Below are 24,102 nucleotides of genomic sequence, written 5' to 3' on the forward strand. Positions count from 1 at the left end.
GTTCTTTAGTATATCAGTTAATGACTTTCGTGTACTTGTTTGTTGCTTTTGTACTTGCGTTACTTCATATTGAAGCATGGATTATAGGCATTATATTTGGTTTATTCCTACTGCAAACATTTTTAGGGATTATTCTATATAAGCATTTTGAAAAACATTTCTAAAACATTCAGTAAATTGTGACGAGGTAATACTATGATAGGACTTAAAAAACGAGATATTAAAAAAGCATTGAAAGCTGGTGCAAAAGCTGGCGGTGTGTCATTAGCTGATGTTCGAGCTGATATTGAAGCGACGATTGATGAAGCTATGAACAGCACCGACCCAGAAGTGCAGGAGAATTTCAGAAAGTATTTTGGAAATAAACGCCCTACTCCAGAAGAATATATTTACAAGATTACAAAAAAGACAAAAGTTTAATAGAAATCAAGTGCTGTAAGGGGGCTTGTGTCATGGAAAGTTTTAAGCATAATCTTATACGGTCATACACTACCTAACAGCATTTTATTAACAACTGAATATCTCACAGCTTTAATAGCTCGTACAGACTATATGTTTTGTGCGGGCTTTTTTTGTACCCGAAAAAATTTTTTCATTTTTTTTCAAAATCATGCAACAAATCACACCTTGCTGTACAGATATGGTGCGGAAAGAGGGATAAACACTTTTCACGTCATAACGGAAAGGGGGTGTGATGATATGAAACCGTCGGACTTCCAAAAGACAATACAATGTCAATTTGACTGCAAGCTCAAACGTGTAGTGAAAGGCATTGTCCGTAATTATCGCAAAGAATTAAAGCGACGAAGAAATAAGGAAATTTCCTATTGTGAACTTCCAGAAATCGTCGTAGAAAAGCTGGCAGTCTGGGACGAATACGAAAGCGATTATACCGCCTTTGATGTATGTGGTATTGAGGTTCGTGTCCTTGATGATGATTTAGCAGAAGCGATTAAGTATCTGTCTGAAAAAGACAGAGAAATCTTGTTGATGTATTTCTTCTTAGGCATGAGCGATACAGAAATCGGCGACAGATTAAAGATTAACCGTTCAACGTCGTTCCGCAGTAGGAAGAACTCACTTGAAGAAATCAAGAAAAAATTAAAGGAGAACATGAATGATGAATAACACACGCCCGTCATTTTACCTTATTTCGTCGGCTGTGGACGGCAACGTAAATGCGATTGAAAAGATACTGGCGTTGTATGACCCGTACATATCAAAATGTTGTTTGCGTCCGTTCTACGACAAATATGGTAATGTCTGCATAGTCGTAGACATGGAATTAAAAGGACGTATCAGAGAAGCACTTATCAAAATGATTTTGGACTTTGATATTCCTTTAGAAACCGAAGAATAACAAGCAGTAACCGCAGAGCATGATTTGTTCAATCCCCTCTTTCCTGCTCTGCCCCTGCTTTTACATGAAAGCAACACGCTTTCGCCACAGCTCTTTGACAACTGAATAAAGCAGACAGATACGTTTGTGAGATAGCGAGCCACGGGGACTGTACGCCACGACCTTTTCAAAAGAAAGCGAGCGACCCACGCAGTGATCCGAGAGCGACTGTTGGAAAAGTCGTTTTGCCACGACCTATCCTCACAGAATAATGATACGTCCGCATGGTGCGGTTCTGCCCACAAGAATGGGAATAGTTGAGATACTAACGGAGCTTTCCAAAGCCGTCTGCCTGCTTGTAAAAAATGACACACAGTAAAGGGGGTGCATAGATTATGAACAATACTGATGTGCCTATCTGGGAAAAATATACGCTGACGATTGAAGAAGCGTCCAAATACTTCCGCATTGGCGAAAAGAAATTGCGTAAATTAGCCGAAGAAAATATTGACGCTGGCTGGGTTATCGTGAACGGTAACCGTATTCAGATTAAGCGAAAACAATTTGAAAAAATCATAGATACATTGGACGAAATCTAATGTCATTGAGCCGTAGATATGGTATAATAAATATAGCGTATCACGGCTCATTCCATGACGGAAAGGAGCTTTACACTATGTCTAATGTAAAACGAAAAGACGGTAAAAATCGCAATTTGCGTAATGGAGAGAGCCAGCGAAAAGACGGAAGATACGTTTATAAATATACCGATATATACGGAAAGCCACAATTTGTCTATTCTTGGAAACTTGTACCGACAGACAAGACACCTGCTGGAAAGCGTGATGATATATCGTTGAGGGAAAAAGAAGCACAGATAAAAAAAGACCTTAACGACGGTATCGACACAGTCGGCGGTAAAATGACAGTCTGCCAGCTCTACGACAAGAAGAACAGCCAAAGAAAGAACATCAAAAGGGCTACTGAAAAAGGACGACAGTATCTTATGAACGCTCTGAAAAACGACCCGTTGGGTATGAGGGCGATTGATACTGTGAAGCAATCGGACGCTAAAGAATGGGCTATCAGAATGAGTGAAAAAGGATATGCCTATAAAACGATTGATAACTATAAGCGTTCCTTGAAAGCGTCATTTTACATGGCGATACAAGACGACTGTATCAGAAAGAACCCGTTTGAATTTAAGCTAAGTGATGTTCTGGAAGATGATACGGAGCAGAAAGTTATCCTTACACCAGAGCAGGAAGAACGCCTGCTTGCCTTTATGGAAAAGGACAAGATTTACAGCAAGTATTATGATGAGGTTGTGCTTCTGCTGGAAACGGGACTTCGTATTTCTGAATTTTGCGGACTGACGACGCATATTGATATGCAGAACAGAATACTCAATATAGACCACCAGCTATTGAAAGATAGCGAAATAGGCTACTATATTGAAACACCAAAGACCAAAAACGGAAAACGGGAACTTCCATTGACAGAACGGGCTTATCAAGCAATCCAAAGAATACTAAAGAGCAGAGGAAAAGCACAACCGCTGATTGTAGGTGGTTACAGCAATTTCCTATTCTTAAACCGTGAGGGCTTGCCTAAAGTTGCAGGAAACTATGAGGGTATGGTGCGAGGATTGATTAAGAAATATAACAAGTATCACACGGATAAGTTACCGAACATCACACCACATTCATTCAGGCATACTTATTGTACGAATATGGCAAATAGAGGAATGAACCCAAACACCCTGCAATATCTCATGGGACACGCTAACATAACCATGACACTTGGCTATTACGCACACGGTACATTTCAATCTGCAAAAGCGGAACTGGAAAGACTGGCTTGTTAATATCGGAGCTTATATTTACTACTCATTTACTACTTTTGGTTGCATTTTCATGCTGGTAAATGCCAGCTTATGCAAGGTATCTTCCAAAAAGAAAATACCGATAAAGCCCTAAAATACGGGATATATCGGCATTTACCAACTTATGAAAAGATAATCAGAAATTTAGTAAGTTTTTAAAACAAAAGATTATATAAAAAATCCAAAATCGAATGGTTATCGAAGCTATCATATGATTGTTGAAATACCAGTATTTTTTGCTAAGGGTAAAACACCTATGCGTGTAGAATTACAGATTCGAACCAATGGTATGGATTTCTGGGCAACATTGGAACATCAACTTCGCTATAAAAAAGGAATTGAAGAAATGCCTGGCTATGATGAGATAAGTGAAGAATTACTTCATTCTGCAAGAGCTATCCTTGAAGCAGATAATGAAATGCAGAGAATAAAAGACAAAATTGGTATGTTACACGAAATTTAGGGAGAAAACTGAGCAAGTAGGAAGGTGGAATATATATGAAACAAGATACTTTAGAGGGCAAAGCAAAAACAAAAAATGGGGTAAAACGGCTGTGCTTTTCCATAATCTGCATTCTTCTGGAAGTGATTTTTATTATTACTATCGTAACACGCTTGAATGAATATGCAGAAATCATAAATTTATTTACAAGGATTTTGAGTGGGATCTTGGTTTTGGGATTGTACGCATCAAATAAGACATCCTCTATGAAAATGCCTTGGGTCATCTTAATTCTAATTTTCCCAATTATGGGTGTAGGCCTGTATTTGTTGATTGGTTTGAATGGCGGCACACATAAAATGCGTGAGCGATATGCAGAAATTGATAGCAAATTGTTACCAATGCTCCCGGACAGTCAGGAGTGTTTGAGCAGAATAAAAGAAACAATTCCGAAAGCAGGAAATATAGCAAGTTACATACAAAGAAATTCGCAGTATCCAATCTATCAGAATACGGATATTGTGTATTTTGATGAAGCAGTGAAAGGATTAGAGGCACAGCTTAAGGATTTGGGGAAAGCACAGAAGTTTATCTTTATGGAATATCATGCGATAGAAGACGCTGAAGCATGGCATAAGATTCAAGATGTTCTGGAAGAGCGAGTAAAAGCAGGTGTGAAAGTTAGAGTATTCTACGATGATATGGGTTCTATAGGCTTTATTAACACAGATTTTGTGAAAAAGATGGAGGCAATAGGAATTCATTGCCGTGTATTCAATCCGTTTATGCCAGGTTTAAATCTGTTTTTGAACAATCGTGATCATAGAAAAATAACAGTTATTGATGGAAAAGTCGGATTTACAGGTGGATATAATCTAGCAAACGAATATTTTAATTACACACACCCGTATGGACAGTGGAAAGATACAGGTATTCGTTTAGAAGGAGATGCTGTTCAGTCGCTTACGGTGACATTTTTGGAAATGTGGAATGCAGTAAGTGATAAGGATGCTAATGATTCTGATTTTAGTAAATACCTTTTCCACTATGATTATGCGGCACAGCAAACTGGGTTTGTTCAACCTTATGCAGACAGCCCTATGGATAATGAGCAAGTAGGAGAAGAAGTTTATATCAGTATGATAAATAAAGCTGAAAAATATTGTTGGTTTATGACTCCATATCTAATCATAACAGATGAAATGACGCATGCGTTATGTCTGGCTGCTAAGCGAGGGGTAGACGTAAGAATTATCACACCTGGTATCCCTGATAAAAAATTCATTTATAATATAACTCGTTCTTTTTATCATGGATTGGTTAAACATGGTGTTCGTGTTTATGAGTGGACTCCTGGTTTCTGTCATGCAAAAATGAGTGTGGCAGATGACTGTATGGCAACTTGTGGAACAATTAATCTGGATTATCGAAGTTTATATCACCATTTTGAAAACGGCTGTTTTATGGCAGATTGTCAGGCAGTTGTGGAAATAAAAAATGATCTGATAAGAACGATGGGAGAATGTCGTGATGTGACAGACCAATATCAAACCGGACGAAGTGCATATTTGCGACTGGGACAATTATTTATGAGATTATTTGCTGGATTGCTATAAGAATCTGATGAAACGACCTTTCAAAAAACAGTTGATTTAGAAGTTAACTGTTTTTGAAAGGCCGTTTTTGCTATATCTAACAGTCTGTTGTACAAAGAAGATGTTGCATTGATGAAAAAACAAACCTTGTTGAGGTTAAATTGAGATTGACTTTGTATTGTATAAGTATGAAATAAAAAGGAATCAGGTGATGTACAATGAAAAAGTATAAAATATGTAAAATCCTTCTTGTTATACTGGCAGTTTTTTTATGTGTGGCTTTTTATGAATTGCTCGGAATCCGCGTTGCATATAAAAAGCAGCCGGAAGTGTCCAATACAACCAAAAAAGAAACAAAAAATGGGTCATGGAACGAATGCAGTGAAAATACAGAACGGGCAGTAATCATAGAAAAGAATCCAGAAGCGCTTTTACAAAGAGTGCGTTTGATCAAGAATGCAAAAAAGGAAATTATTCTTTCTACTTTTGCATTTCAATCCGATGAAAGTGGAAAATTGATTTTAGGAGCACTGCATGATGCGGCAGACAGGGGTGTACATATTCGTCTGTTAGTAGATGGAATGGAGAGCTGGATTGATATGGAAGGAAATCCGTATTTCTATGGATTATCTTCCCATGAGAATGTTGAAATTAAACTATATAATAAGGCCAATCCGTTGAAACCGTGGAAAATGATGGGTAGAATGCATGATAAATATTTGATTGCAGATGGAAAGAGATATATTCTTGGGGGAAGAAATACATACAATTATTTCCTGGGTGATTTTCCGGGACATAAGAACTATGACAGAGACGTGTTAGTGGTTTGCGATGAACCTGAGAAAGAAAATTCAGTTAACCAGTTGTTAGAGTATTTTGAAACGATATGGGAACAAGAAGACAGTGGTTATTTTCATGACAATAAAAAACTGGCAAATAGAAAATCTGTAAAGAACGCAGTTTTAGAGCTGCAGAACGGCTATCAGAAATATTTTGAAGAGAATAAGGAAAGAATCTGCGATACCGATTACACGGACGAAACTTTTGAGACAGAAAAGATTGCATTAGTGTCAAATCCTATCCACACAGGTTCCAAGGAACCAGTAGTCTGGTATCAACTGGGAGAACTAATGAAAAATGCAAAAGAGCGCGTGAAAATTCATACACCATATATTATTTGCAATGATATGATGTATAATACATGGAAAGAGATTGCGGAGAGAGTTCCGGATTTTTCTATCATGACCAATTCGGTTGCCAACAATGGAAATCCGTTTGGTTCTGCTGATTATGCGAGAAACAGAAACAGAATTTTAAATACAGGAATTGATATCTGGGAGTATGAAGGCGGCTATTCTTACCACGGAAAAAGCATCCTGATTGATGATGATCTATCCGTAATCGGTTCCTTTAACATGGATATGAGAAGCACGTATCTGGATACGGAACTGATGCTTGTAATACGTAGCAAAGAGATTAATAAACAGTTGGAAGAAGGCATGATGGAATATGAAAGAGTGTCCCGACAGGTATTGGAAGATGGAACCTATCGTGATCCATATCATGTAGAGCCAATCGAATTAACAAAGAAACGTCAGAGAAAAATATTTTTGGTACAGCATCTGCTTGGATGGGCAAGGTATCTGTTTTAATAAGGAGGAAGGAAAACGTGTTTCAAATATTGATTGTAGAAGATGATAAAGAATTAAGCCAGCTATTCCAAAAAGTGCTTGAGAAGAATGGATATCAGGTCAAAAGTGCATCGGATGGAGCACTGGCATTAGAAATATTGGATAAAGAGTATATTGATCTGATCATTTCCGATATTATGATGCCGGTTATGGATGGTTATGAACTGGTGTCGGAACTCCGTTCAGCAGGATATCAGATACCGGTACTTATGATCACTGCGAAAGGTTCCTTTGATGATATGCGCCAGGGATTTCTTTCGGGAAGTGACGATTATATGGTAAAACCGGTAAATGTGAATGAAATGGTTTTAAGAGTTGGAGCACTGCTTCGCCGTGCACAGATACTGAATGAACACAAAATTGTGATCGGTTCAACAGAGTTTGATTATGATGCAATGACGGTTACAACTGATAAGGAAAGTCTTGTTTTGCCTAAAAAAGAATTCCTGCTTTTATATAAGCTTGCAGCTTCGCCAGGCAGAACATTTACAAAACAACAGTTGATGGATGAAGTATGGGGATACGAGACGGAGGCAGACCCACATACGATAGAGGTACATATAGGAAGAATCAGAGAGCGTTTTAAAGATAACCCTGATTTTGAAATCGTAACAATGCGTGGAATTGGATACAAGGTGGTGAAAAAATAATGGAACAAAAGAAAGAAAAAGGATTGCGGATCCGATCCTGTCTGACTGGTGCAATCTGGCTGGCACTTGTATTTTCAACAGTCATATCTGCTTTATTATTTGCTTTTTTGAATCATTTTTTTAATCTGCCGGGCAGCATATCTGTGCTTGGCTGGCTTTTGATTTTCAATACATTGATTGCCGGGCTGATCACTTCCTTTATTAATGCAAAGTTACTGGAACCAATTACCAGACTTAGTAAAGCAATGAAGGAAGTTTCTCAGGGAGATTTTGAACAGCATTTGGAAACGAACAGCCGTATAGCAGAAGTCGGAGAATCTTATCAAAGTTTTAACGTTATGACAAAAGAACTTCGTGCAACAGAGGTGCTGCAGATGGATTTTGTATCTGATGTTTCTCATGAGTTTAAGACCCCGATTAATGCCATTGAAGGATATACAATGCTGCTTCAGGGAGAAGAACTGTCTCCGGATCAAGAGGAATATGTAGAAAAAATCTTATTTAACACCCAAAGACTTTCCGGATTGGTTGGTAATATTTTGCTGTTATCCAAGTTAGAGAATCAGAATATACCAATGAAAAAAAAAGAATATCGTCTGGATGAACAGATCCGCCAGGCATTTCTTTCATTGGAAACAAAATGGACAGAAAAAGAAATTGGTTTTCAGGTAGAATTGGAGGAAGTTAAATATACTGGGAATGAAGGACTTTTTATGCATATCTGGATAAATCTTTTGGATAATGCGATTAAGTTCAGTCCTTCAAAGGGGACAATTACGATGTTTCTGAAACAAGAACAGGATTCTGTTAAGTTCATTCTGGAAGATGAAGGACCAGGAATAGAGGATGATGTAAAATCCAGAATATTTGACAAGTTCTATCAGGTAGATGGATCTCATAAAGCAGAAGGAAATGGCCTAGGTCTTGCACTTGTAAAACGGATTGTAGATAGTGCCGGAGGAACAATCAAAGCAGAAAACCGTGAATATGGTGGATGCAGATTTGTTGTAGAGCTTCCAATCCAGAAAGATAAGGCCATATAAGTTTAAGAAAAACAGATAGAGGAGGAATTACATGACATTTTATCAGGAGTTGCAGTTAAATCAGGCAGGTTCTAAAAACCTGTTGAAAAAGAGTGAAACACTAAAAGAAAAATCATATCATATGTGGGTATATCTGGTGAAGATAGCTGCTACAATGGCATTTTGTTTTTGCTTTGTTAGTATTTTCAGTATCCTATTTGGAAATGAGAACAGCATTGTAGGTGTAGTAGTCTTATTATGTCTCATGGTGTTTAGAAATGCGGATCTGGGGATCCACACCGGACAATCTACGATGCTTTTGGCTTTGTTCTTTGTAATTATGACTGTATGTCCGCATTTAGCAAATCAGTTTTCACCGGTATTGGGAATGCTGTTAAATATTGCGGCACTGGCTGTGTTGATTCTGTTCGGATGCCATAATCCATTCATGTTTAATCAATCTACATTGGTTCTTGGGTATCTACTGCTATATGGTTATGATGTTACGGGAAAAAGCTATCAGATGCGATTAGTCGGAATGGCTTTAGGTGCAGCACTTACCTGCTTCGTATTTTATCGAAATCATAAAAACAGAACCTATAAAAGAAATCTAAAAGATCTGATACAAGAATTTGATATCACTTCTTCCAGAACAAAATGGCAGATATGTCAGATTTTATGCGTACCGATTGTCCTTTGCATTGCAGAACTTTGTAATATGCCACGTGCAATGTGGCTGGTATTGCGGCCATGTCCACGATTTTGCCGTTTATGGAAGATATGCACTACAGAGTCCGTAAAAGGATTGTCGGAAATATTGCAGGTGTTATATGTTTTACAGTATTATATTTTCTGCTTCCTTCGTCAATCTATGCATATATAGGAATTCTTGGTGGAATCGGTGTAGGATTTTCAGCACAATATGGCTGGCAGGCAGTATTTAACACATTTGGTGCTTTAGCCATTGCAGCAGAGACTTATGGACTACAAGGAGCGGTTAGTCTTAGAGTGATTCAAAATGTTTTTGGTGTTGTGTTTGCTTTAGCATTTTGTGTTATATTTTATTGGTTTATGTCTAAAAAAAAGGAAAGTAAGGTGACCGTACATGCAGAGTGAAGTGAATCAGGAAGAAAATTTGAATAGAATTATTACGGTTCCTAATCTTCTTTCTTTTTTTCGGCTTTGTCTGATTCCGGTAATTATATGGAGTTATTGTGTAAAGAAAAATCCTCTGTTAGCTGGTGAAATCTTATTGCTGTCTGAGCTTCCCGATATGTTCTGGTAAAGACTTGGACCATGGCAGAAGCTCTGTTAGAAAATCAGTTTTTTTATCCTCCACATGTTTAGGGATTTCTCTGAGCAGATGTCGAACTTTCCTATTATATAAGAAAATTCCGCATAGCCGCTGATGATAATGAGCTACATATCTTCCCGGATTTTTCTCAGCACCGAGCAGACTTCCAGTTCAAGTTCTTCCCCCAGGATCCTACCTTCCATCCTTTCTTTTCTGTCATACCCTGCTGTAAGTATAGCATAGACTTTTGTTTCCGACATTAAAAATTCCATCGACATCCGTTTCTGCACACGGTATAATAGGTATCATGTAAAGAAAAAGGAGGTTGTTTTCTTATGTTATCCTGCACCTACGAAGTAGTCGCCATCGATGGTGATTACGCGCATTTACGCCGCAATGACATCGAACCGGAGGACAATGAAATGAAACTGGTTGCCCGCGCACTGCTGCCGCCGGAAATTATGGAGGGCAGTATTTTGAAATACGAGATGCTGCAGTATGAAATCATTGGCTGATGCTGTTTTTCCGGCCGAGGTGTTTTCTCTCCCGCTCTTTCATGGCATCTCGGAAACCGGGCGGACGGCTCTTGTTTCGAGCGGGTGGCTGCGGACGTGTTCGTTTGAGAAAAACCAGACCATTTATCACATGGGTGACCGCGTGTCCGAACTGGGGATTGTGCTGTCCGGCAGCGTTTTCGTGGAGAATACGGATCTCTGGGGCAACCGCAGTATCTTAAGCAAGATCACCCCCGGCCAGGTATTTGCCGAAACGTATGCCTTCTGTCGGGAGCCGATGATGGTGAATGTCACGGCAGCCGAAGCCTCGACGGTTCTCTTTTTCAATCTTCGAAACCTCGACCAGACCGCCGATGGTGATGATGCATGGCTGTCCCAGCTTCGCAGTAACATGCTCCGCATCTCCATGCAGAAAAATCTTACCCTCTCCAACCGCATTTTCTGCACTACACCAAAGACGATCCGCGAGCGCGTGCTGGTCTACCTCGCCGCGCAGTCTGCCAAAACCGGCACCGACACCTTTACGATCCCCTTCGACCGCCAGGGCCTCGCCGACTACCTGAACCTCGACCGGAGCGCCCTCTCCAAAGAACTCGGAAAAATGCAGAAAGAGGGAATCCTCGAATTTCATAAAAACAAATTTACGCTGCGTCATCCGTCTCTCTAGGCGGTACCGCAACGTAAATTTTTTACCGTTTCATCGTTTCAAATGCTTATTTTTCATAAACGAATATACACAAAAAGTATTTTCCGTGGTTATAACCACATACTTTTCCTGTTATATCCGATATTCTGTACGTGTAAATTATGAAACTCCGCGCAGATCTGTTTTTCCCTCTGCGCTTAACCCCTCGGAAATACCCTACAGGAGGAACTATTTTTATGGAACAGAATATGTTTTGCTACCAGTGTCAGGAAACTGCCGGCTGCTCCGGCTGTACAAAATCCGGTGTCTGTGGAAAGCGCCCGGAGACAGCGGCGCTGCAGGATCTGCTGATCTGGACGACGAAAGGACTTTCCGCCGTGACGACACAGCTCCGCCGCGAAGGAAAAACCGTCGATGCCAGCGTCAATCATCTCATCACCGAAAACCTGTTTACGACCATCACAAACGTGAACTTTGATGATGATACGATCCGCGCACGAATTGAGGCAACGCTTGAGACCAAAGCGCTTCTCGCTCAGCTTGCCGACTGCTCCGCTCTGCCGGAAGCCGCCCTCTGGAACGGCACAACCGATGAGTTTGCCGCAAAAGCAGTAACCGTCGGCGTACTTTCCACGGAAAATGAGGACATCCGCTCTTTACGCGAGCTCATCACCTACGGTCTGAAAGGACTTGCCGCGTACACCAGCCATGCCAATGTTCTCTTAAAAGAAAACGAGGAAATCGATGCCTTCCTGCAGCGTGCTCTCGCCGCAACGCTCGACGATTCCCTCTCCGCAGAGGAACTGACGGCACTCGCACTCGAGACCGGCTCCTACGGCGTGCAGGGAATGGCACTGCTCGATGAGGCCAATACTTCCGCTTACGGCAATCCGGAGATCACCACCGTCGATCTCAGTGTCGGCACCCGCCGGGTATTCTCGTCTCCGGCCACGATCTGCGCGACCTCGAGATGCTGCTCGAGCAGACCGTGAACACTGGCATCGATGTTTACACCCACTCCGAAATGCTGCCTGCACACTACTATCCGGCGTTCAAAAAATATGAACATTTTAAGGGAAATTATGGTAACGCCTGGTGGAAGCAGAAAGAAGAATTTGAAGCCTTCAACGGCCCAATTCTGATGACGACGAATTGTATCGTGCCGCCGAAGGACAGTTACAAAAACCGTATTTACACAACCGGAGCGGTTCGTTATCCGGGCTGCCCGCACATCGACAGTGCCATCGGCGAGACAAAAGATTTCTCCCTGCTCATCGAACAGGCAAAGCACTGCGCACCGCCGACGGAACTCGAGCAGGGAACCATCGTCGGAGCTTCGCCCATGCACAGGTACTCGCCCTGGCAGACCAGATCGTCGATGCCGTGAAATCCGGCGCGATCAAAAAATTCGTTGTCATGGCTGGATGTGACGGCCGTGCAAAGAGCCGCAGCTATTACTCTGATTTTGCGCAGGCGCTGCCGAAAGACACCGTGATCCTGACCGCAGGCTGTGCGAAATACAAATACAACAAGCTGAACCTCGGCGACATCAACGGCATTCCGCGCGTCCTCGATGCCGGCCAGTGCAATGATTCCTACTCTCTTGCCGTGATTGCACTGAAATTAAAGGAGGTCTTCGGCCTCGACGATATCAACGATCTGCCGATCATCTACAATATTTCCTGGTATGAGCAGAAAGCCGTCATTGTTCTTCTGGCACTGCTGTCGCTTGGTGTCAAGAACATCCACCTCGGCCCGACACTTCCGGCATTTTTAAGCCCGAATGTTGCAGCTCTTCTCGTTGAAAACTTCGGCATCGCCGGAATCGATACCGTTGAAAACGATATGGAATTGTTTTTCGGGAAATAAAGAAAACCCCTTGCTTTCTTTCATTTTTCCACGTATACTGTATATGTTCAGACAAAAATATCTTTGAATTTGGGCATATCAGAAAACGGACCTCAGATTCCATTTCTATACACGCCCGACACTGATGAGTCATCTCATCTTAATCACACATTTTTAGAACGTGCCTGGGAATTTTTTCAGACACGTTCTCATTCTATCACGGAGATTTATGAACTATGAGCATCATGAAAAATATCAATAAAGCCAAGATTATGGTCTTAAAAGATCAGGTTTCCTACCAGGAAGGCCAGATCGTCAGCAAAACACTGGTACAGAATGAATCCGTCAGCATCACCTTATTTGCCTTCGACAAAGGCGAAGAAATCAGCACCCACGAGTCCGGCGGCGACGCCTTCGTCACCTGCCTCGACGGAATCGGTGAAATCACCATCGACGGCGTAAAATACGAACTCCACGAAGGCGAATCCATCGTCATGCCGGCAAAACATCCGCATGCAGTGTATGGCAAAGAGCAGTATAAGATGCTTCTGGTAGTGGTATTCTAACGTATCCTTTTTGAACCAATTATTGATATGCCTGGCAAAATAAGGCAGCATGCCTCAGGATTTCCTGTGATATGCTGCCTTGCCTTTTTATTCATTTACGCCTTTTCTATCAGGCATTCATTCTTTTTGGTCTTTTTATCATAATTAATTCCAACCAGTAGAATATCTCCAATATACGGTTCCAATGATGCAATGTACTTTTTCTCTTTGATCTGATCCGTCTCCACCCACAGATGGGCTATGAGCTCCTCAGCAAATGGGATTCCACAAGACCATACGCCGAGGCGGTGCTCTACCACCATCTCTGGTACGACGAAAAAGGCGGCTATCCGCGCGAGTATACCCATAAAGGCAACGACAACGCCATTCTCTACCAGATCCTCACCTGCGCCGATTGTCTCGATGCGGCAACCGATTCCGTCGGGCGGCTGATCACCGTGGAACGCGAACAGTTATACCGCGAAGTCTTCGGTAAAAACGTGGAGCTGGTTCTATAACTTTGGTTTCTGTTTATGGCGTTAATTCGTATATCCGTATATTGTAGCTCTTTTCAAGGTTCTGTCCGTCTCGCGTGGACACATTGTAGAATGCACAAATTTCATTCAGCTCACATGTTCATTTTGTTAATTTATTAATGAACGTATTTTTTAATTTTATGTTTTATGTTAATTTATGTTCATTTATCGTTCATCATTTTGTGAACGCTAAGTTGACATCATTAAAAGAAAATAGTTTACATTTTGGGAAAAATATACTAAAATAACAGAAACGGTCAAATCTCCGCCGAAAAAAAACGGCGGAGATTTTTCTGGAAAGAAGGGCGAAAAACGTGTTGGAAAGACGATCGAAAAATTTCGAAGAAAATGCGTAGAAAATCCGCCCGAAAAGGTGAAAAGCCAAGCATAAATCACAGGGAGGAACTCATACTATGAAAGAAATCATCCAGGGCTTCTACCAGAAGAAACATTTCTGGACCCGCCTGATTCTGGTCATCGCTGCCGTCATCCTGATGGGCTTTGCGCTCTCATGGCTGCTTCTCGTCGATCTCGGCACCGATCCATGTACCTTGTTAAACCAGACCATCTCCACCCGCCTCGGCATCAGCATCGGAAACTGGCAGGCGCTCTTCAATACCGTCCTGCTCATCTTCGTTATCATTTTCGGCGGCAGAAACTTAGGCTTCGGAACCCTCGCAAACATGTTTCTCGTGGGATATTCCATCGACTTTTTCTCCTGGATCTGGGCGAAAGTCCTTCCGGCAGACCTCTTCACCTCGATGGGTGTGCGAATCGCCGTGCTGATCCCGGCGCTGATCCTGTTTATCCTTGCCGCATCCTTCTATATGGATGTTGATATGGGAACTGCACCGTACGACGCAGTATCCTTCATTATCTCCACCCACCTGCCGAACGTTTCGTTCCGTGTGATCCGCATCGTCTACGACTTCGTTGTCACCGCGATCGCCGTTCTGCTCGGCGGAAAACTCGGCATTGTTACCGTGCTGATGGTTATTACCCTCGGTCCGGTCATTGAATGGCTGGGAAATATCATGAAACAGCATCTGAATATTTTTGATGACTGAAATCATTGCTTTTCCGCGCTTTCTATACTACAATAGAACTACCAGATGATCTTTTTTCTAAAAGAAAAGCCTGCCTCCGGGACTCACATCTCTGTGGCAGGCTTTTCTTCCCTAAAAATAGCCGAAAAAAGACTCAAAAAGCAGAAAATCATTTATATTAAGGAGGTTTTTCCTATGAGCAACACCCCAAACCCTGTTTACGAAAAACTGATGAAATGCTACGAGAGCTTCCGCTCCCAGATCGATTTCCAGCCGGAAGTCGCACTGATTCTCGGTTCCGGCCTCGGTGATTTTGCGAATGATATCCGCGTTACCGCAACCCTCGATTACCACGATATCGAAGGCTTCCCGGTTTCCACTGTTCCGGGCCACGCGGGCCGTTTTATCTTCGGCTACGTCGGCGATGTGCCGGTTGTCTGCATGCAGGGCCGCGTTCATTATTATGAAGGCTATCCGATGACCGACGTCGTTCTCCCGACCCGCCTCATGAAGCTGATGGGCGCAAAAGCACTGTTCTTAACCAACGCCGCCGGCGGCATCAAACAGGGCACAAAGCCAGGCTCTCTGATGCTGTTAAACGGCCAGATCGCCTGCTTCGTTCCATCTCCGCTTATCGGACCGAACATCGACGAGCTCGGCACCCGTTTCCCGGATATGAGCCAGATCTACGACCTTGAATTCCAGAAAATCGCACGGAAAGCCGCAGCCAGCCTTGATATCGACCTGATGGAAGGCGTTTATCTGCAGCTCACCGGCCCGCAGTACGAGTCCCCGCAGGAAATCGCCATGTGCCGCACCCTCGGCGCAGACGCGGTCGGCATGAGCACCGCCTGTGAAGCCATCGCTGCACGCCATATGGGCATGCGCGTCATCGGTATTTCCTGCATTACCAATCTTGCCGCCGGCATCTCCCCGCAGCCTCTGTGCCATGCGGAAGTTCAGGAGGCAGCTGACATGGTTGCACCGCAGTTCAAAAAACTCGTTGCCGCAACGATTCAGGGCATCGCAAAGACACTGTAAACACACAGCGGCCGGGGTCTGTCAAAAAAAACAGGCCCCGGCCGCTGAAAACAGCACGTAAAATAAAGGAGAGATCTTTTTTGAATACACGTTTTTACAACGCCAAAATTCTCGTACTCGACGCTGAAAACCATTTTTCCATCGCCGAAGACGAACTTCATGTCACCGGCGACACCATCACCTATATCGGACCTGGTAGAAAAGCAGATCCAGATGCCGCAGAGACCCCTGTCTTCGACCACGAAATTGACGCCCGCGGCAATCTCCTGATCCCAGGCTTTAAAAACGCACACACACACACACCGATGACCTTCCTCCGCTCCTACGCGGACGATCTCCCGCTCCACGAATGGCTCGAGCGCCAGGTCTTCCCGAACGAGGCAAAGCTCGCCGGGGACGACGTTACTGGCTCAATATCCTCGGCATCATGGAATATCTGACGAGCGGCATCACCTCCAATTTCGACATGTACATCCAGCAGAAAAACAGCATCTCTGCCACGGTCGACACCGGATTCCGCACCGTTCTTACCAGCGGTCTCAACAACTTCGTCGACAGCCCGGAAATTCTCGAAGAGATGTATAACTATGTCAACGAACTCTCCGACCGCACCTCGTATCTGCTCGGTTTCCACGCCGAATATACGACCGGCGGCCCGCTTCTTGAATCCGTTGCCAAACTCGCCGAAAAATACCATTCCCCTGTCTGGACACACAACGCCGAAACAAAAAGCGAAGTCGAGGGCTGTAAAGAGCGCTGGGGACTCACCCCGACACAGCTGATGGAACGCTTAGGCATGTTCCAGTACGGAGGCGGCGGCTACCACTGCATCTGGATGGAGGACCGCGATTTTGAGATCTTCCGTGACCGGAAACTGACGGCCGTTACCAATCCCTCCTCAAACCTGAAGCTCGCCTCCGGCATCTGCCCGCTGAAGCGTTTTTACGATAACGGCATCAACCTCGCCATCGGCACTGACGGGCCGGCCAGTAACAACTGCCTCGATATGTTCCGCGAAATGTTCCTGACCACCGGCCTTTCCAAAGTCCGCGAGATGGATGCCGCAGGAATCCCGGCCGACGCCATTCTCTACATGGCAACCGCAGGCGGCGCGCACGCCATGCAGCTTACTGACTGCGACCGTCTCGCTGCCGGCAAAAAGGCCGATCTCGTCATGATTGACCTCCATCAGCCGAACATGCAGCCGGAGAATAATCTGCTCAAAAACCTCGTTTACAGCGGCAGCAAACAGAACGTAAAGCTTACCATGGTAAACGGTCAAATCCTCTACGAAAACGGCGAATTCCATATCGGCTTTGACCCGGAAGAAATTTATGCAAGATCCAACGTCATTATCCAAAGAATTTCCGGCTCGCATGCAGATAATTAGTGGATTTCACGCAGTTTTTCCTTTGCTTGACATACTTTTTTCTTTTATATTATAATGTAGCCATACACGCAAAAACGCTGTACCTCTTGAAAGGAGAATACTATTATGAAAAAGAAAGTAGTTAGCTTACTGCTTGCAGCCGCCATGACAACTGCTGCACTCGCAGGATGCGGTTCCTCCAACGGATCCTCTTCCTCCGACGCATCCACAGGCGCCGATTCCACCAGCGCAACTTCCGCTTCTGCTTCCACAGACGGAGAAAAAAAAGACGCCGCAGGTGAGAAAATTGCCATGATCACAGACTCCGGAGATATCACCGACGAATCCTTCAACCAGATCACCTGGGAAACTGTATGCGCCTACGGCGATGCAAACGGCGTAGAGTACGAGTACTACAAGCCGGCAGAGGATACCGATGAAGAGCGTATCAACTCCATCGATCTTGCTGTTTCCGAGGGTGCTACCGTTGTTGTAATGCCAGGTTACCTGTTCGGACCTGCCATCGCTGAAGAGCAGGACACCTATCCGGATGTAACCTTCATCGCAGTCGATGTTACCGAAGGTGATATTGTAAAAAACGGCAAAGCTGTTGATCTCGGAAAGAACGTGTACATCTGCTCCTTCGAAGAAGAGCAGGCCGGCTACCTGGCTGGATACGCTGCAGTAAAAGACGGCTACACAAGCCTTGGTTTCCTCGGCGGTATCGCTGTTCCGGCCGTTATCCGTTTCGGTTACGGTTATGTACAGGGTATCAACGCTGCTGCTGAAGAAGACGGCGTAGATGTAAACGTAAAATATTACTATGGCGGCCAGTTCTACGGCGATGACTCCATCACCGCCCGTATGGAGGGCTGGTATGCAGACGGAACACAGGTTGTATTCGCCTGCGGCGGCGGTATCTGGACATCTGCTCTGGATGCAGCTGAGACACACGACGGAAAAGTTATTGGTGTAGACGTTGACCAGCGTTCCAAAATCGGCGAGCGCTGCCTGACTTCCGCTATGAAAGGTCTTCCAAGCGCCATCAACAACGCTCTGGATTCCTACTTCAGCGGAAACTTCTCTGAACTTGGCGGAACTGCTCAGCAGCTTGGACTGAAAGACGGAGATTACATCGGCCTTCCTACCGATTCCGAATCCTGGGGATTCACAACCTTCACACAGGATCAGTATGAAACTGTACTGGCTGGTATCCGCGATGGTTCCATCGAAATCTCCAGCGATACAGAAAATCAGCCGGAAGTAGGTTCTCACGTAACCGTTGATTACATCAGCTAATGTGCATACTGTTTCTGTAACAATATGCCTTTTGGGGAAGAGAATATTATTTCTCTTCCCCTTTTTTTCTGCCATGCAAAATGCTATACTAGACATAATGAAAGCCCGCAGTTCTGCCCTGTTTTCCATGCCTTCGGCAGTCCTGCAAAACCACGCTTGAAAGGGAATATGTATATGGAAAATGAGTACATTATTGAGATGTTGAACATCACCAAAGAATTCCCGGGTATCAAGGCGAACGACAACATTACGTTACAGCTCAAAAAAGGAGAAATCCATGCTCTGCTTGGAGAAAACGGTGCAGGAAAATCAACCCTGATGAGTATTCTTTTTGGTCTGTATCAGCCTACCTCCGGAATCATCAAGAAGAATGGGCAGGAAGTCCATATCAACACGCCGAACGACGCCAATGATCTCAACATCGGTATGGTGCACCAGCACTTTAAGCTGGTCGAATGTTTCTCGGTTCTCGACAACATCATCCTCGGCGTAGAGCCGACCAAAGGCCTTTTCCTCGAGAAAAAGAATGCCCGTGCAAAAGTCATGGAACTGAGCGAGAAATACGGTCTGATGGTCGATCCGGACGCTCTGATCTCGGATATCACCGTCGGCATGCAGCAGCGTACCGAAATTCTGAAAATGCTCTACCGTGACAACGAAGTCCTGATCTTCGACGAGCCGACCGCGGTTCTGACGCCGCAGGAAATCGACGAGCTGATGAAGATCATGAAGAACCTCGCAAAAGAAGGAAAATCCATCCTCTTCATCACCCATAAACTCAACGAGATCATGGAAGTTGCCGACCGCTGTACGATTCTCCGCAAAGGAAAATACATCGGAACCGTCAACATCAGCGAAACTTCCAAAGAAGAGCTCTCCCGCATGATGGTCGGAAGAAACGTCAGCTTCTCCGTCAACAAAAAGCCGTCAAAACCGGGCGACACCGTTCTGAAAGTAGAGCACATGACCGTACCGAGCAAGGTGCACGGAAACAACGCCGTCAAAGATGTTTCCTTTAATGTAAGAAAAGGCGAGATTGTCTGCATCGCAGGTATCGATGGAAACGGCCAGTCCGAGTTCGTTCAGGGCCTCACGGGACTGGAAAAAGTATCCGGCGGTAAAATTCTGTTCAACGGACAGGACATCACGAAAGCTTCCATCCGCGACCGCTCCAAGATGGGCATGAGCCACATCCCGGAGGACCGCCATAAACACGGCCTCGTGCTGGATTACTCCATCGAGCAGAACATGGTGCTGCAGCGTTACTGGCAGCCGGAATTTGAATCCTTCGGCTTTATCAAATCAAAAGCCGTGCGCGAATATGCCGAGCGCCTGATCGAGCAGTACGATGTCCGCAGCGGCCAGGGTCCTGTGACCATCACCCGCAGCATGTCCGGCGGAAACCAGCAGAAAGCGATCATCGCGCGTGAGATCGACAAAGATCCTGATCTTCTCGTTGCGGTACAGCCTACCCGTGGTCTTGATGTCGGAGCCATCGAATACATTCACAGCCAGCTCGTTGCACAGCGCGACAAGGGAAAAGCCGTTCTTCTGGTTTCTCTGGAACTGGATGAGGTTATGGATGTTTCCGACCGTATTCTTGTTATGTACGAAGGAGAGCTGGTCGGCCAGCTGGATCCGAAAACCGTTTCTGTCGAAGAACTCGGTCTCTACATGGCAGGTGCAAAACGGGATCCGGTTCCCGAAGAAGTATAAAAGAGAGGTAAGAAAAGCATGAACGAAAAAACGAAAAACGCTCTTCTGTCCATTGTCGCTTCTCTTGTATGTATTGTGATCGGTCTTCTTGTGGGATTTATCATTTTATACTGCATCAACGCGGAGAACGCAGTGGATGGATTTACACGAATCATCAAAGGCGGCTTTTACTTAAAGCCGAAAGGAATCGGAAGTGAAATCGCTCAGTCCGCTCCCCTGATTATGACCGGACTTTCGGTTGCATTTGCTTTTAAAACAGGTCTGTTCAACATCGGTGCTGCCGGACAGTACACCGTCGGTGTCTTCGGCGCCCTGTATTTTGCCATCATCCTCCACATGCCATGGTATGTATGCCTTCTGGCTGCTATGGTCTGCGGAGCCATCTGGGGAGCAGTTCCTGGTATCTTCAAAGCATACTTCAACGTAAATGAAGTTATTACTTCCATCATGTTCAACTGGATTGGTCTTTATCTTGTCAATGAGCTGATGTACAACACCATCCCGGACATGTATGATCAGAAGACCACACGTACTTACAAATTAAGCTCCGCTTCTCCGAAATCCCTGATTCCGGACTGCGGCATGAACTCCATTTTCCGTACCAGTTCCACAACGATTGCGATTTTCATTGCGATTGCCATTGCGGTCATCATCTACATCGTTCTGAACAAAACAACCTTCGGCTATGAGCTGAAAGCCTGCGGGTTCAATAAGGATGCTGCCAAATACGCCGGCATCAACGAGAAGAGAAACGTTGTTCTCTCCATGACCATCGCAGGTGCGCTTGCCGGAATCGGTGCAGGCCTCTACTTCCTCTCCGGTGCATCCGAGTGGAACCCGCAGGTATCGACAGCACTCCCGGCCATCGGATTTAATGGTATCCCGGTTGCGCTTCTTGCACTTAGCAACCCGATCGGCGTTATCTTCGCTGCTCTCTTCGTTGCTCATATTTCGGTCGGCGGTGCTTACCTGCCTACGAAATATTATCAGCCGGAGATCGCGGACCTGATCGTTGCCGTTATCATTTACCTTTGCGCATTCGTTACCCTGTTCAAGGGCATCGTTGCAAACCTGTTCAAGAGCAAAAAAGAGCAGAAAGCAAATGCCAATGCAGACAACGGAAAGGAGGAGAAGAAATAATGTTCCTTTTAATTAAATTTACCTTACTGTACGCCGTTGTTCTGATGCTCGTTGCGATGGGCGGTATGTTCTCCGAGCGAAGCGGTGTCATCAACATCGCGCTGGAAGGAATCATGGCGATCGGCGGCCTTGCCGGTGTCTTCGTCCTGGTTCTGTTCCCGGACCTCCCGGCTCCTGCACTTGTGGCACTTTCCATTCTGGCGAGCGCCGTATCCGGTATGATCTACTCTCTGCTGCTTGGCTTCTCCGCCATCACACTGAAAGCAGACCAGACGATCGGCGGAACCGCGCTGAACATGCTGGCTACTGCCATTGCCATCGTCCTGGTAAAAGCATTCAACAACGGCTCGGATGCCGGAAACGGTGCAGCTTCCGCAAAGCTGAACTACACCAACGCCGCTTTCATTTACAAGATCGGACCATTTACCGTGAACATCTTCCTGTTCATCGGCATCATCCTTCTGATCTGCAGCTACGTGTTCCTCTTCAAAACGAAATGGGGACTGCGCCTGCGTGCCTGCGGTGAGCATCCACAGGCAGCCGACTCTGTTGGTATCAACGTATACCAGTGGAGATACACCGGTGTTATCATCTCCGGTGCACTCGGCGGTATCGGCGGATTTGCCTACATCGTTCCGTCCGTTACCACCTGGAACTTCGAAGTCGGCGTAGCCGGTGCCGGATTCCTTGCCCTCGCTGTTATGATCTTCGGTCAGTGGAAACCGTTCCACATTGCCGGAGCAGCCGTATTCTTTGCGGTATTCCGTTCCCTGGCAAACATTGCGGACTCCACCGTCCTCTCCCATCTGGGACTGTCCAAGAACATTTACAACATGATGCCGTTTATCGCATCCATGATTATTCTCGCCTTCACATCCAAGAATTCCCAGGCTCCGAAAGCCGAAGGTATTCCGTACGATAAGGGCGCAAGATAATATGTAACTATTCAGAGCCATGTGAAATGGAAGAAAAAATTGCGAATCATGCTTGCATGAATGAGCGGTTTTTTCTGGAATTTCATATGGCGAGCAGCCACATCGAGATGCAGCGCAGCGGAATCGAGATGTGGCTCTGAATAGTTACAATTTTAAAGGCAGAGCCGTTAAATCCGAACTGTGTTTTTTCGGCTCTGCCTTTTCTCTATCATTCTGATTTATTTTTCATCAAAGAAAGGAAAAAATTATGCTGAACACCAAATTATTTGACCACACTATCTTAAAAGCAGACGCAACCGAAGCACAGGTTGCAAAGATCTGCGACGAGGCACTTGCACATGATTTTGCTTCTGTCTGCGTCAACCAGTACTACACCAAATTCGTTGCTGAAAAGCTCAAAGGATCTGACGTCAAAGTCTGCACCGTTGTCGGCTTCCCTCTGGGCATGTCCGATACCCGTGTAAAAGCGTTTGAGACCCGTGCGGCCATCGAAGACGGTGCACAGGAGGTTGATATGGTCATCAACGTCGGAGCCCTCAAAGACGGCAAATACGACTTCGTACGCTCCGATATCCAGACCTTAAAAGAAGTATGCGGCAAGGACATCGTTCTGAAAGTCATCATCGAGACCTGCCTTTTAACCGATGAAGAGAAAGTAAAAGCGTGCGAGCTCGCAAAAGAAGCCGGCGCTGACTTCGTAAAAACCTCCACCGGATTTTCTACCGGCGGTGCAAAAGCGGCTGATGTTGCCCTGATGAGAAAGACCGTAGGCCCGGATATGGGCGTAAAAGCTTCCGGCGGAATCCACAACGCAGACGAGGCACAGGCTATGGTAGATGCCGGCGCAAGCCGTCTCGGAACAAGCGCAACACTGGCTATCATCGGATAAAAAGGAGTTTCTTATGGATACGATACTGATAGGAATTGCCGGAGGAACCGGCAGTGGAAAAACGACACTGGCAGATAAGCTGGTAGAAAGTTTTGGACGCGATGAAGTGAGCATTCTGCGCCATGACGATATTCCTTTTGAGGAGCGTGCCAAATTAAATTACGATCATCCCGATGCCTTTGATACCGACCTGTTATGCCAGCACATTCTCGAGCTGAAAGCCGGAAAATCCATCGAGATGCCGGTTTACGATTATGCCATGCATAACCGCTCGGATAAAACGATTCTGGTCCATCCTGCCCCGGTTATCGTGCTCGAGGGCATTCTCCTCTTCGTTGAGAAGGATCTCTGCGATCTGATGGACATCAAAGTCTTTGTCGATACCGATGCGGACGTGCGGATTCTCCGCCGGATCCTGCGCGATGTAAAAGAGCGCGGCCGTTCTCTGGACAGCGTTGTAACGCAGTACCTGACGACCGTAAAACCGATGCACGAGCAGTTCGTAGAGCCGAGCAAGCGCCGTGCCGACGTGATCATCCCGGAGGCGGACAGAACACCGTTGCGCTTGAAATGCTGATCGAGCGGGTGCGTAAGCATCTGAATCTGGTGCAGAACCAGTAAACATCCGTTTATCGTTATAAAAATCTGCAAAAAAGAGC

General features: G+C 45.0%; 22 protein-coding genes and 6 pseudogenes. 27 read left to right on the forward strand and 1 reads right to left on the reverse strand.

Annotation, left to right across the window (positions count from 1 at the left end; translation table 11 throughout):
* The first annotated feature begins 195 nt into the window (after nucleotides 1-195).
* From DWZ60_RS15060 to DWZ60_RS15145, 17 genes and pseudogenes are all read left to right on the forward strand, one after another.
* Nucleotides 196-420: a hypothetical protein gene (locus DWZ60_RS15060; protein WP_008787629.1), complete on the forward strand. Its 225-nt coding sequence runs from the start codon at nucleotides 196-198 to the stop codon at nucleotides 418-420.
* Nucleotides 421-699: 279 nt separating this feature from the next.
* Nucleotides 700-1,128: an RNA polymerase sigma factor gene (locus DWZ60_RS15065; protein WP_008787630.1), complete on the forward strand. Its 429-nt coding sequence runs from the start codon at nucleotides 700-702 to the stop codon at nucleotides 1,126-1,128.
* Entirely contained in the window at nucleotides 1,121-1,360 is a 240-nt protein-coding gene (locus tag DWZ60_RS15070; RefSeq protein ID WP_025487352.1) for a helix-turn-helix domain-containing protein, read from the forward strand. Before DWZ60_RS15065 ends, DWZ60_RS15070 begins: the two co-directional genes overlap by 8 nt.
* A 374-nt stretch (nucleotides 1,361-1,734) precedes the next feature.
* Nucleotides 1,735-1,938: an excisionase gene (locus tag DWZ60_RS15085; protein ID WP_004613735.1), complete on the forward strand. Its 204-nt coding sequence runs from the start codon at nucleotides 1,735-1,737 to the stop codon at nucleotides 1,936-1,938.
* A gap of 77 nt (nucleotides 1,939-2,015) precedes the next feature.
* Nucleotides 2,016-3,206, forward strand: coding sequence for a site-specific integrase (locus DWZ60_RS15090; protein WP_009271880.1), 1,191 nt, complete (start codon nucleotides 2,016-2,018; stop codon nucleotides 3,204-3,206).
* Between the two features lie 169 nt (nucleotides 3,207-3,375).
* A pseudogene (locus DWZ60_RS15095) lies at nucleotides 3,376-3,687 on the forward strand (GTP pyrophosphokinase); the annotation flags it as partial.
* A gap of 35 nt (nucleotides 3,688-3,722) precedes the next feature.
* Nucleotides 3,723-5,282, forward strand: coding sequence for a cardiolipin synthase (gene cls / locus DWZ60_RS15100; RefSeq protein WP_055225912.1), 1,560 nt, complete (start codon nucleotides 3,723-3,725; stop codon nucleotides 5,280-5,282).
* 197 nt (nucleotides 5,283-5,479) lie between these two features.
* Nucleotides 5,480-6,913, forward strand: a complete 1,434-nt coding sequence (locus DWZ60_RS15105; RefSeq protein ID WP_117814422.1) for a phospholipase D family protein — start codon at nucleotides 5,480-5,482, stop codon at nucleotides 6,911-6,913.
* Complete coding sequence (locus DWZ60_RS15110; protein ID WP_044024695.1) at nucleotides 6,892-7,602, forward strand: response regulator transcription factor; 711 nt, start codon at nucleotides 6,892-6,894, stop codon at nucleotides 7,600-7,602. The genes DWZ60_RS15105 and DWZ60_RS15110 overlap by 22 nt, the downstream gene beginning before the upstream one ends.
* A complete protein-coding gene (locus DWZ60_RS15115) occupies nucleotides 7,602-8,645 on the forward strand; it encodes a sensor histidine kinase (protein WP_117802673.1) in 1,044 nt (347 codons plus the stop codon). Before DWZ60_RS15110 ends, DWZ60_RS15115 begins: the two co-directional genes overlap by 1 nt.
* 31 nt (nucleotides 8,646-8,676) lie before the next feature.
* Nucleotides 8,677-9,740: pseudogene (locus tag DWZ60_RS15120) on the forward strand (FUSC family protein).
* Nucleotides 9,730-9,900: pseudogene (locus tag DWZ60_RS15125) on the forward strand (CDP-alcohol phosphatidyltransferase family protein); the annotation flags it as partial. The pseudogenes DWZ60_RS15120 and DWZ60_RS15125, both read left to right, overlap by 11 nt.
* A 353-nt stretch (nucleotides 9,901-10,253) precedes the next feature.
* Nucleotides 10,254-10,433 carry a hypothetical protein gene (locus DWZ60_RS15130; RefSeq protein ID WP_055225919.1) on the forward strand — a complete coding sequence of 60 codons (180 nt, stop codon included), beginning with the start codon at nucleotides 10,254-10,256 and terminating at the stop codon, nucleotides 10,431-10,433.
* Nucleotides 10,417-11,100 (forward strand): Crp/Fnr family transcriptional regulator, encoded by a 684-nt coding sequence (locus tag DWZ60_RS15135; RefSeq protein WP_118640524.1) that lies wholly within the window; start codon nucleotides 10,417-10,419, stop codon nucleotides 11,098-11,100. The genes DWZ60_RS15130 and DWZ60_RS15135 overlap by 17 nt, the downstream gene beginning before the upstream one ends.
* Before the next feature lie 215 nt (nucleotides 11,101-11,315).
* Nucleotides 11,316-12,071, forward strand: a complete 756-nt coding sequence (locus tag DWZ60_RS20410; protein ID WP_330422373.1) for a hypothetical protein — start codon at nucleotides 11,316-11,318, stop codon at nucleotides 12,069-12,071.
* A pseudogene (hcp, locus tag DWZ60_RS20415) lies at nucleotides 12,050-12,948 on the forward strand (hydroxylamine reductase). Before DWZ60_RS20410 ends, hcp begins: the two are co-directional and overlap by 22 nt.
* A gap of 215 nt (nucleotides 12,949-13,163) precedes the next feature.
* On the forward strand, nucleotides 13,164-13,493 hold the full coding sequence (locus DWZ60_RS15145) for a cupin domain-containing protein (protein ID WP_119221997.1): 330 nt from the start codon (nucleotides 13,164-13,166) through the stop codon (nucleotides 13,491-13,493).
* A gap of 95 nt (nucleotides 13,494-13,588) precedes the next feature.
* On the opposite strand, the gene DWZ60_RS17620 is transcribed toward DWZ60_RS15145, so the two are convergent.
* On the reverse strand, nucleotides 13,589-13,795 hold the full coding sequence (locus tag DWZ60_RS17620; protein ID WP_207664423.1) for a hypothetical protein: 207 nt from the start codon (nucleotides 13,793-13,795) through the stop codon (nucleotides 13,589-13,591).
* On the opposite strand from DWZ60_RS17620, the gene DWZ60_RS15150 reads away from it, so the two are divergent.
* The 10 genes and pseudogenes from DWZ60_RS15150 (at nucleotide 13,781) to udk (ending at nucleotide 24,064) form a co-directional block, all read left to right on the forward strand.
* On the forward strand, nucleotides 13,781-13,990 hold the full coding sequence (locus tag DWZ60_RS15150) for a hypothetical protein (RefSeq protein WP_243038362.1): 210 nt from the start codon (nucleotides 13,781-13,783) through the stop codon (nucleotides 13,988-13,990). The two genes, DWZ60_RS17620 and DWZ60_RS15150, sit on opposite strands and share 15 nt — an antisense overlap.
* A gap of 431 nt (nucleotides 13,991-14,421) precedes the next feature.
* Entirely contained in the window at nucleotides 14,422-15,075 is a 654-nt protein-coding gene (locus DWZ60_RS15155; RefSeq protein ID WP_022461580.1) for a YczE/YyaS/YitT family protein, read from the forward strand.
* 174 nt (nucleotides 15,076-15,249) lie between these two features.
* Complete coding sequence (locus DWZ60_RS15160; protein ID WP_022461581.1) at nucleotides 15,250-16,095, forward strand: purine-nucleoside phosphorylase; 846 nt, start codon at nucleotides 15,250-15,252, stop codon at nucleotides 16,093-16,095.
* An 80-nt stretch (nucleotides 16,096-16,175) separates the two neighbouring features.
* Nucleotides 16,176-17,485: pseudogene (locus DWZ60_RS15165) on the forward strand (amidohydrolase family protein).
* A gap of 105 nt (nucleotides 17,486-17,590) precedes the next feature.
* Complete coding sequence (locus DWZ60_RS15170; RefSeq protein WP_055225931.1) at nucleotides 17,591-18,763, forward strand: BMP family lipoprotein; 1,173 nt, start codon at nucleotides 17,591-17,593, stop codon at nucleotides 18,761-18,763.
* A gap of 168 nt (nucleotides 18,764-18,931) precedes the next feature.
* Nucleotides 18,932-20,479 carry an ABC transporter ATP-binding protein gene (locus DWZ60_RS15175; RefSeq protein WP_373141908.1) on the forward strand — a complete coding sequence of 516 codons (1,548 nt, stop codon included), beginning with the start codon at nucleotides 18,932-18,934 and terminating at the stop codon, nucleotides 20,477-20,479.
* Nucleotides 20,480-20,497: 18 nt separating this feature from the next.
* A complete protein-coding gene (locus DWZ60_RS15180) occupies nucleotides 20,498-21,619 on the forward strand; it encodes an ABC transporter permease (protein ID WP_117762018.1) in 1,122 nt (373 codons plus the stop codon).
* Complete coding sequence (locus DWZ60_RS15185; protein ID WP_055225933.1) at nucleotides 21,619-22,554, forward strand: ABC transporter permease; 936 nt, start codon at nucleotides 21,619-21,621, stop codon at nucleotides 22,552-22,554. Before DWZ60_RS15180 ends, DWZ60_RS15185 begins: the two co-directional genes overlap by 1 nt.
* A 247-nt stretch (nucleotides 22,555-22,801) precedes the next feature.
* A complete protein-coding gene (gene deoC / locus DWZ60_RS15190; RefSeq protein ID WP_022461750.1) occupies nucleotides 22,802-23,443 on the forward strand; it encodes a deoxyribose-phosphate aldolase in 642 nt (213 codons plus the stop codon).
* A gap of 13 nt (nucleotides 23,444-23,456) precedes the next feature.
* Nucleotides 23,457-24,064 (forward strand): annotated as a pseudogene (gene udk / locus DWZ60_RS15195) (uridine kinase).
* Nucleotides 24,065-24,102 lie beyond the last annotated feature (38 nt).

It is taken from the genome of Blautia sp. AF34-10, from assembly GCF_003477865.1.
Classification (GTDB): domain Bacteria; phylum Bacillota; class Clostridia; order Lachnospirales; family Lachnospiraceae; genus Fusicatenibacter; species Fusicatenibacter saccharivorans.